At 53.9% G+C, this 9,742-nt stretch carries 9 protein-coding genes; 7 read left to right on the forward strand and 2 right to left on the reverse strand.

Annotation, left to right across the window (positions count from 1 at the left end; all coding sequences use genetic code 11):
* Nucleotides 1–361 precede the first annotated feature (361 nt).
* The gene (locus L975_RS15350) at nucleotides 362–1,027 is read right to left on the reverse strand and encodes a response regulator (RefSeq protein WP_052181533.1); all 666 of its coding nucleotides are present in this window, start codon (nucleotides 1,025–1,027) and stop codon (nucleotides 362–364) included.
* A 204-nt stretch (nucleotides 1,028–1,231) separates the two neighbouring features.
* The gene (narQ, locus tag L975_RS15355; RefSeq protein ID WP_039046170.1) at nucleotides 1,232–2,956 is read right to left on the reverse strand and encodes a nitrate/nitrite two-component system sensor histidine kinase NarQ; all 1,725 of its coding nucleotides are present in this window, start codon (nucleotides 2,954–2,956) and stop codon (nucleotides 1,232–1,234) included.
* Nucleotides 2,957–3,372: 416 nt separating this feature from the next.
* Here narQ and napF point away from each other — a divergent pair, with 416 nt between their 5' ends.
* From napF to napC, 7 genes are all read left to right on the forward strand, one after another.
* Nucleotides 3,373–3,882, forward strand: a complete 510-nt coding sequence (napF, locus tag L975_RS15360; protein ID WP_010861964.1) for a ferredoxin-type protein NapF — start codon at nucleotides 3,373–3,375, stop codon at nucleotides 3,880–3,882.
* On the forward strand, nucleotides 3,875–4,141 hold the full coding sequence (gene napD / locus L975_RS15365) for a chaperone NapD (RefSeq protein WP_047709245.1): 267 nt from the start codon (nucleotides 3,875–3,877) through the stop codon (nucleotides 4,139–4,141). Before napF ends, napD begins: the two co-directional genes overlap by 8 nt.
* Nucleotides 4,138–6,624, forward strand: coding sequence for a nitrate reductase catalytic subunit NapA (gene napA / locus L975_RS15370; RefSeq protein WP_047709246.1), 2,487 nt, complete (start codon nucleotides 4,138–4,140; stop codon nucleotides 6,622–6,624). Before napD ends, napA begins: the two co-directional genes overlap by 4 nt.
* 84 nt (nucleotides 6,625–6,708) lie before the next feature.
* Nucleotides 6,709–7,461: a ferredoxin-type protein NapG gene (napG, locus tag L975_RS15375; RefSeq protein WP_047709247.1), complete on the forward strand. Its 753-nt coding sequence runs from the start codon at nucleotides 6,709–6,711 to the stop codon at nucleotides 7,459–7,461.
* On the forward strand, nucleotides 7,461–8,327 hold the full coding sequence (napH, locus tag L975_RS15380; RefSeq protein ID WP_047709248.1) for a quinol dehydrogenase ferredoxin subunit NapH: 867 nt from the start codon (nucleotides 7,461–7,463) through the stop codon (nucleotides 8,325–8,327). Before napG ends, napH begins: the two co-directional genes overlap by 1 nt.
* A complete protein-coding gene (gene napB / locus L975_RS15385) occupies nucleotides 8,324–8,782 on the forward strand; it encodes a nitrate reductase cytochrome c-type subunit (RefSeq protein ID WP_047709249.1) in 459 nt (152 codons plus the stop codon). Before napH ends, napB begins: the two co-directional genes overlap by 4 nt.
* A gap of 14 nt (nucleotides 8,783–8,796) precedes the next feature.
* Complete coding sequence (gene napC / locus L975_RS15390; protein ID WP_010861958.1) at nucleotides 8,797–9,414, forward strand: cytochrome c-type protein NapC; 618 nt, start codon at nucleotides 8,797–8,799, stop codon at nucleotides 9,412–9,414.
* The last annotated feature ends 328 nt before the right edge of the window (nucleotides 9,415–9,742 follow it).

A 9,742-nucleotide genomic window follows, 5' to 3' on the forward strand; every position in this document is an offset into this window, starting at 1 on the left:
AAAACCGGCGACGCGAAAGCGTTCTAGAGTTCGAATCTCTACTCTTCCGCCAAATTTCGAAGCCCCGTTGCTGAAAAGCAACGGGGTTTTTTGCTTTCTAGCTTGTGCAAATATGCATACGCGTTGATGTTGTTATGCCGATGCGCTCATGTCGCTAGCTGTGGTGCAGGATTCGTTGGAATTGGAGTGCGGTTTGGCGTGAAATGAGGCGCGAGATCGAAATGCTGAGTGAGACTGTGTGGCGTTGCGCTACCTTTATATGTAGCGATATGACAATGTATCGATATGGCCACACTGCCGGCAGGGACCGGCAGTGCGAGAGACGTTAGTCAGAGCTTATCCGCGCATGAATGTCATGCACTTAAGACGACCACTGATTTTTATATTCCAGATACAGCACGGTGGCGGCAACCCGTGAACGAACGTTCAGTTTACGCAGCAGGTTACGCACGTGCACTTTCACAGTTTCTTCCGAAATGAATTGTTCAGCGGCAATTTGCTTGTTAGACATGCCACGAGCAACCCCTTGCAGGATGTCCATTTCACGTTGTGTTAATTCCGCCAGCGGATCGGTAATTTGGGTACGTGAGCTCAAATAGCCCGATACGGTTTCGCTGAATACCGGTTGCCCTTGTGCCGCCTCACAAATTTGGCTGAGCAGCAATTCCGGCTCGCTGTCTTTCAGCAGGTATCCATCAGCACCTGCATCGACCAGCGCATACACATCGCTACGCGCATCAGAAACGGTCAGGATAATAATGCGCGCATCAATGCCTTCATTACGTAGCGCACGCAGGGTATCTAACCCCGATAACCCCTTCATGTTCAAATCCAGCAGGATGATATCTGGTTGGGTACGGCCAGCCAGCGCAATGGCTTCACTGCCGCTGCTGGCTTCGGCAACGATATCAAACGTCGGCTCTAGCTCCAGTAACTGACGCAGACCACGGCGCATCAACGGGTGATCATCCACAATCATCACGCTGTACGTGGCGGTGGTGTTCGGTGTGGTGTGGTTGGTATCCATCAATTCTGTCCTAATTTTTGCGTGTCGGTTTATCGGCAGTAAACCAACGTTGTCTGAGTCGAAATAGCTAAACCCCATTTGTTATTCTGGGATGGATCTTCAGAGCATGTTTCTTAAGCGCGTGGTGCTTAAGAGAATAGTTATCTGTTTTTGCTCCGACTGGGCTCCGATGTCTGCCCAAGAATTTTTATATACTACAGTAAATTAGCTCGGTGGTACGTTATTGGCGGTGACAGGATCAAAGCTGAGTCGCACTTCGGTGCCGCCTTGTTCGGTCGCACAAATCGCCAGTTTTCCCCCCAAGCGCGCTGCGCGCTCAGCCATGATGGTCAGGCCGTAGTGGCCTTCAGGCTCTTCAAGGGTCGCGATCCCGACGCCATCATCGGTAATCCGGATGACATTCTGCTCATCTTTGTCGCAGTCACAGCATACGGTAATGTGCTGTGCATTCGCATGTTTAATCGCATTCAGTACCGCTTCGCGCACAATCTGCAGTACATGTACTTGCTGTTGGGCATTCAACGATTGTGAGGATAACGCACAGTGTAACGCAATTTGTGCCTGACTTTGTTCGCGCAGTGGGGCTAACAGTTGCTGTAGTGCGGCTTGCAAATCCGCTTCTTCGATGGTTAAGCGGAAGGTGGTCAGCAATTCGCGCAGTTGCCGGTAGGCGTCATTGAGCGCTTGTTCAAAATCGCGAATAATCGCCTGCGCTTTTGGATTATCCGGATCGGTACTGCGACGCAGTAAGGTGATCTGGATGCGCAAAAAAGACAAGGCTTGCGCCAGCGAGTCATGCAGCTCACGGGCGATGGTGGAGCGCTCTTCCATCAGCAGCAGTTGCATCTGCTGTTTTTGCATGCGGTTTAAGTAAATGGCGCGACTGAGCATGTTGGCCACGTTTTGCATCAGTTGCGGCTGAGGTTGCTGGTGAGCTGGCCAGCGCAAGATCCCAAGCGGTTGACCATCTAAACTCAGAATCTGCTCGCAGACTGGCTGTGCATCCGCTTTGTCGAGCGCGGGTTCTTGTCCGCTATGCAGACTCCATAAACCTTGTCCGCGATCGGTTACGTCCAGTTGCAGGAAATCCAGCTGCTCACTGCGACGCACAATATCCAGCACCTTTTCCAACCCCGGTCGGGTAATTTGGCTGACGGTTAGGGCCTGTGAGGCGTCAAACAGCACGCTTAAGGTGCGGTTGGCTTGAGTCAGGCTGAGGGTTTTTTCTTGTACCTTATCTTCCAGCGAGCGATACAGTTTTTCCAGATCGCCGGCCATACGGCTAAAGGTGGTGGACAGCACGCCTAGCTCGTTGGGCAGGTCGCTATCGAGCGCCAGCGGTGAAAATTGGCCGTTTTGGATTTGGCGGCTGGCGCTCAGCAGTTTATTGAGCGGCGCCACGACTTCACGCCGCGTGGTGCGCAGGGCAAACAACACCAGCCCCATGATGGCCAGCAGACCGCTGAGCATCACGATCCCCACTTGGGTCATGTTTTGTTCGGAATAGTGTTGTAAGGCCAACACAAAGTGGTCGATTCGGCTGACATAGGCGGCCAGACCTTGCAAGAAGGCTTCGCTGTGGCCGTGTTGCAGTTGTTGTTCGAGGGTGCGCCAGGTTAGTAGTAGCTGCACATACTCTTCACGTACGCGCTCCGGCACATAAAAGCGCGTGAGCTTACGCAGGGAAGGGGCTAGCAGCGAGCGCCGGTATTCAGACAAGTGCGCATCAATATCCTGCGGCTGGCTGGTCAGGTCGTAGGCTAGCCGGTAACTTTGCATGCGCAATGAGCCGGCCACGTTGACGGCTTCAGCATTACTGATATTGCCGGCGATGGTCAGCAGCGCAATGCTGGTGGATAAAATTGCCAGCAAAATAATCGCAGTGAGCGGACGAGCTAACGTTCGGGTGACAGAGCGTTTAACTAACACCTGATCTTCACTGGTCTCTTTACGTGTCTGTTTATTTATCGTGTTCAGTTTTTATTCCATCTTTCAAAGCGCACTCTTTCAACGTGCCGTGTTTCAACACGCGGTTGAACGTGCATTTTAGCCCACTTCGCCTCGCCAATATGTCAGACAAAAGCGGCGTGCTTCGCCCCAATTTTCTGTTGTGATTCAGAGATCTAGGTCACGTAAAATCCGTGCCAAGAATTGATCTTGCGCAAGGTTACCCACTAGTCACCTCTTTCGGGGTATTACCATTTAACGTCGATTTTGCATACTCAGCACATCAGCAACACTTGGTCGCAGAACCGTGATAAACGGTGAACAATAGTAATACAGTGTTAACCGGAATTTGGTGGCTATATTTCCCTCATGAATGCGCTGTGTCATAGGAGCATGCGATGACCAGTTTATCGCGGCGTCATTTATTACGTGGCCGCTGGAAAAGTGCCCGGCTCGGTCAAACAGAGCAACGTCCCCCTTGGGCGATACCGGATCCGCTATTTACCGATCAGTGTACGCGTTGCGCCGAATGTATCCGTCAGTGTGAAACTGGCGTACTCACCACCGGCGAAGGCGGTTTTCCCATTGCTGATTTTTCCCGTGCTGAATGCACATTCTGTCGCCGCTGTGCGGATAGCTGCACCTTACCGTTGTTTCAAGCTGCGCAACAAGCGCCTTGGTCAATAAAAGCAGAGATTGGGCCGAATTGCCTGTCTGCGTGCGGTACCGAATGTCGCAGTTGTCAGGATGTGTGTGAGGTGCGGGCGATCCGTTTTATTCCACAAGCCGGCGGAGTGGCTAAGCTCGCGCTGGATACGGCGGTTTGTACTGGCTGTGGGGCGTGCGTCAGCATTTGCCCAGTACAGGCGGTCCGCATGACGCACGATGTAAGGAACAATAATGAATAACGCAACGTGGCACGTGTGCGGGCTGGTAGTACAGGCCCGACCGGAAGCCGTGCCGTCGGTGGCGGAGGCTTTATCCGCCTTTGCCGATACCGAAGTGGCCGCGACCGAGCCGGATCAAGGCAAGTTGGTGGTGGTCGTTCAAGGCAGCGATTCCGCTGCTTTACTGGATAGAATTGAGTCAGTACGTAACGTTGCAGGCGTGCTGGCGGTGTCGCTGGTTTATCACCAGCAGGATGAGCAAGGTGAGGAAACACCATGAAACTCAGTCGTCGGGACTTCATGAAAGCCAACGCCGTCGCGGCCGCTGCAGCTGCTGCGGGGATCACCCTGCCGGTCGCGGTGAATGCCGCTACGGGCGAAGGTGGCGAAATTAAATGGGACAAAGCGCCATGCCGTTTCTGCGGTACGGGTTGCGGTGTTTTGGTCGGTACGCAAAATGGCCGTGTCGTGGCATCGCAAGGCGATCCTGATGCACCGGTTAACCGTGGTCTTAACTGCATCAAAGGCTATTTCTTGCCGAAGATCATGTACGGTAAAGACCGCTTAACCCAGCCGTTACTGCGGATGAAAAACGGTCAGTATGACAAAGAGGGTGAGTTCACCCCAGTCACGTGGGATCAAGCCTTTGATGTGATGGCGGATAAATTCCGTGGCACGCTCAAAGAAAAAGGCCCAGATGCTGTTGGCATGTTTGGCTCCGGTCAGTGGACGGTGTGGGAAGGCTACGCGGCAGCCAAGCTGTTCAAAGCAGGTTTTCGTAGCAACAACATCGACCCGAACGCGCGTCACTGTATGGCGTCGGCGGTGGTGGGCTTCATGCGTACCTTCGGTATGGATGAACCGATGGGCTGCTATGACGACATCGAACAAGCCGATGCGTTCGTGCTGTGGGGCTCCAACATGGCAGAGATGCACCCGATCCTGTGGTCGCGCATCACCAACCGCCGTCTGAGCAATGACAAAGTCAAAGTGGCGGTACTGTCGACCTTTGAGCATCGTAGCTTTGAGTTGGCCGATAACCCAATCATCTTCACCCCGCAATCGGATCTGGTGATCTTAAACTTTATCGCCAACTACATTATCCAGAATAATGCCGTTGATCAGGCGTTTATGGATAAGCACGTGAATATCCGTAAAGGGGTGACCGATATCGGTTATGGCCTGCGCCCAGATCATCCGTTAGAGAAAGCGGCTAAGAACGCCGGTAGCGGCGCAGCTGAGCCAATGAGCTTTGACGATTTCAAAGCCTTCGTGTCTGAGTACACGGTAGAAAAAACCAGCAAGATGACCGGCGTACCGCAAGATCAGCTGATCGAGCTGGCGAAGCTGTATGCTGACCCGAACATCAAGGTCGTCTCCTACTGGACCATGGGCTTTAACCAGCACACTCGTGGCGTGTGGGCGAATAACCTGTGCTACAACATCCATCTGCTGACCGGCAAGATCTCCAAGCCGGGTTGTGGTCCATTCTCCTTAACGGGCCAGCCATCCGCGTGTGGTACGGCACGTGAAGTGGGCACCTTTGCGCACCGTCTGCCAGCAGACATGGTGGTGACCAATGAAAAACACCGCCAGATCACCGAACAGCAGTGGAACGTGCCGGCCGGTACCATCCCTGAAAAAGTGGGTCTGCACGCCGTGGCGCAAGACCGCGCGCTGAAAGATGGCAAGCTGAATGCCTACTGGGTGATGTGTAACAACAACATGCAGGCCGGTCCGAACATCAATGCTGATCGGATGCCGGGCTGGCGTGATCCGCGCAACTTTATCGTGGTTTCCGATCCGTATCCAACCGTCAGTGCGCTGTCTGCCGACCTGATCCTGCCAACCGCGATGTGGGTGGAGAAGGAAGGGGCTTACGGTAACGCTGAGCGTCGTACGCAGTTCTGGCACCAGCAGGTGAAGGCGCCGGGCGAGGCTAAATCTGACCTGTGGCAGCTGATGGAGTTTTCCAAGCGCTTTACGGTGGATGAAGTTTGGCCTGCCGACTTGTTAGCTAAACAGCCAGAACTTAAGGGCAAGACCCTGTTTGACGTGCTGTATGCCAACGGCAAGGTCAACGCCTACCCGCTGAGCGAGATCCCAGACGATCGCCTGAACGATGAAGCGCGCGCGTTTGGTTTCTATGTGCAAAAAGGGCTGTTTGAAGAGTACGCCTTCTTTGGTCGCGGCCATGGTCACGATTTAGCGCCGTTTGACACTTATCACCAAGTGCGTGGGATCCGCTGGCCGGTGGTCGACGGGAAAGAAACCTTGTGGCGTTACCGCGAAGGCTTCGATCCGTTTGTTAAAGCCGGTGAAGGGGTGCGTTTCTACGGTCATAAAGACGGTAAAGCGGTGATTTTTGCGTTGCCGTATGAGCCGGCAGCAGAAAGCCCAGATGAAGAGTATGACCTGTGGCTGTCGACCGGCCGAGTGCTGGAGCATTGGCATACCGGTTCAATGACCCGCCGTGTGCCAGAGCTGCACCGTGCCTTCCCTGAAGCGGTGACGTTTATCCATCCATTGGATGCGAAAGCGCGCGGCCTACGCCGTGGCGACAAGGTGAAAGTGATCTCGCGTCGCGGTGAAGTGATTTCGATTGTGGAAACCCGTGGCCGTAACCGCGTGCCGCAGGGCTTGGTGTATATGCCGTTCTTTGATGCGGCCCAGCTGGTGAATAACCTGACGCTGGATGCGACCGACCCGCTGTCGAAAGAAACCGACTTTAAAAAGTGCGCAGTTAAGCTCGAAAAAGCGTAACTCGTTGTCTTTGCAATAGTCGTCGCAAGAAATATGCATCAAACAGCGTCACACGTAACAGAGTAAGACGGAAGGAAGTACCGGATGTCAGAACCACGGGATAAAGGACCAGCACGGCGTCGATTTTTACGCGACGCGGTGCGCAGCGCAGGTGGCTTGGCCGGATTGGCCTTGCTGCTGGGGCTGCAACAAAAGCAATCTCAGGCAAAAGATGGGCTGGCGCTGCGTCCGCCTGGCGCGTTGCCGGAGGGGCGCTTTGAGGCGGCCTGTATCCGTTGTGGGCAGTGCGTGCAGGCTTGCCCGTACGACACGCTGCATCTGGCAACGTTGTTGTCGCCATCATCGGCGGGAACGCCATACTTCATCGCGCGGAAAACGCCGTGCGAGATGTGTGATGACATTCCTTGTGTGGCGGCATGCCCAAGCGGAGCGTTGGATCCTGATCTGACCAATATCGACGATGCCCGTATGGGGTTGGCGGTGTTGCTGGATCATGAGAACTGCCTGAACTGGCAGGGCTTGCGCTGTGATGTGTGCTATCGGGTGTGTCCGGCGATTGATAAGGCTATCACGCTGGAGCTGCATCAGAACACGCGCACCGGTAAGCACGCCAAGTTCTTGCCGACCGTGAACAGTGATTACTGCACCGGTTGTGGCAAGTGCGAACAGGCGTGCGTACTGGAAGAGTCGGCCATCAAGGTGCTGCCGTTATCGCTGGCGCGTGGTGAGCTAGGCCATCATTACCGGTTGGGGTGGAAAGAGAAGGAGAAAGCCGGTCACGCGCTGATCCCTTCACAGCCACAATTGCCGGTACGCACACCGCAAGGAGGTGAGTGATGGCCAATCCCGTTGCGAAAGCCGGTCACGATGCGCGGCAACGTCATGGTTGGTTGCATGCCCATCGTTGGTTGTTGCTGCGTCGCGCCTGTCAGCTGACGGTGCTGCTGATGTTTTTGAGCGGCCCGTGGTGGGGGATTTGGCTGCTGCGCGGTAACTACAGTGGCAGTTTGCTGCTCGATACCGTACCGATGACCGATCCGCTGGTGCTGCTGGAAAGTCTGGCTGCGGGCCATTGGCCACTGCTGACCACATGGTTAGGGGCGGGCGTGGTACTGCTGCTGTATGGCCTGTTGGTGCGCCGTGGCTTTTGTGCGTGGGTCTGTCCGCTGAATCCGGTGACGGATTTGGCCGCTTGGCTGCGTCGACGCTTGAATCTGCGTCAATCAACCGTGCTGTCACGCAATCTGCGCTATGGGCTACTGCTGATGATTTTGATCGGTAGCGCCGTTAGCGGCACCTTGCTGTGGGAATGGCTTAATCCGGTCGCTTTACTGGGGCGCAGTCTGCTGTTTGGTGCATTTAGCGGCTTGTGGCTGATCTTGGCGATTTTCGTTTTCGATCTGTTGGTGACCGAGCACGGCTGGTGCGGGCATTTGTGTCCACTGGGGGCGCTGTATGGCGTCGTGGGAAAACCGGCGTTGATCCGCGTAAGTGCGGTGAAGCGCGAGCAGTGTACCCGCTGTATGGATTGCCTACACGTGTGCCCAGAGCCACAGGTCTTACGTGGACCGCTGTTTGATAAAACTCATACGCCGCAGGTGACTGACAATGCGTGCATGACCTGCGGACGCTGCATGGATGTATGTGCGGAGCACGTACTGGAATTTAAAACACGATTTCATCGTTCGGGAGATAAAGAATGAAGAGTCATCCCCTGAAAACGCGGTTCTCCCTGAGAGCGCTGCTCGGTCTGGTTGCCGTAGTGGCTTCCCTGATGGCGAATGTGAGTATGGCCAATGTTGATCTGACCCAGTCACCGGAAGTGTCCGGCACGGCAGAAGGTCAGGTGCGCATGCCAAAGCAACAAGAGCGTATGGCGTTAAATTATGTGAATCAGCCGCCATTGATCCCGCACAGTATTGACGGCTATCAGATCTCAAAAAACACCAACCGCTGCTTGCAGTGCCACGGGGTTGAGAACTACCGCACCACAGGTGCAATGCGCGTGAGCCCAACACACTTTATTGATGCCAGCGGCAAAATGTTGGGGCAGGTAGCACCAAACCGTTACTTCTGTTTGCAGTGCCATGTACCGCAAACCGATGCTGCGCCAATTATCGATAACTCGTTCAAGCCATCCAGCGGATTCGGTCAGTAAGTTAAGGAGCCGTTATGACTCAACAACATCAAGCACCGGAAGGCAAAAAGCCGGGACTGCTACGTCGATTGTGGCAGTGGTGGCGTCGGCCAAGCCGTTTGGCGCTCGGCACGCTGCTGATTATCGGTTTTATCGCTGGCGTTTTATTCTGGGGTGGCTTCAACACCGGCATGGAAATGGCGAATACCGAAAGTTTCTGTATTAGCTGCCATGAAATGAAAGACAACGTGTATGAGGAGTACATGGAAACCATCCATTACTCTAACCGCAGTGGTGTGCGAGCTACATGCCCTGATTGTCACGTACCACATGAGTTTGTGCCTAAAATGGTGCGTAAAATCAAAGCCAGTAAAGAGCTGTATGCGAAAGCGCTGGGTTTGATTGATACACCGCAAAAATTTGAGGCGCACCGGCTGCAAATGGCGCAAAACGAGTGGGCGCGAATGAAGGCGAATAACTCGCAAGAGTGCCGAAATTGCCACAACTTCGATAGCATGGATTTGTCGGTACAAAAAACGGTAGCCTCGAAAATGCATGCCCAAGCGATGGATGCGGGTAAAACTTGTATCGATTGCCACAAGGGGATCGCGCACAAGTTACCGGATATGAGCGGTGTGCCGAGCGGCTTCTAATTTCATTCGTCTCTATATGCTTTGATGCGTTGAGATGTTTGTCAGCATAAAAACCGGTGCGGTGAATCGCACCGGTTTTTTTATATTAGTGACTTGTTCCGTGGATTGGTGCTATATCAAGCATAGCTAATGAAATTGGCCAATAACTCGCCAAACAAATAAAAAAAGCCATTAATTGACTGAAAATAAAGCAATTGAATCGCGCGGTGCTTTACAAGCCTCAGTGAGATGATTATAGTACGCCACACAAATACGGAAGAGTGGCCGAGTGGTTGAAGGCACCGGTCTTGAAAACCGGCGACGCGAAAGCGTTCTAGAGTTCGAATCT

This window comes from Plesiomonas sp. ZOR0011 (assembly GCF_000800945.1).
GTDB classification, from domain to species: domain Bacteria; phylum Pseudomonadota; class Gammaproteobacteria; order Enterobacterales; family CAMTGL01; genus Plesiomonas; species Plesiomonas shigelloides.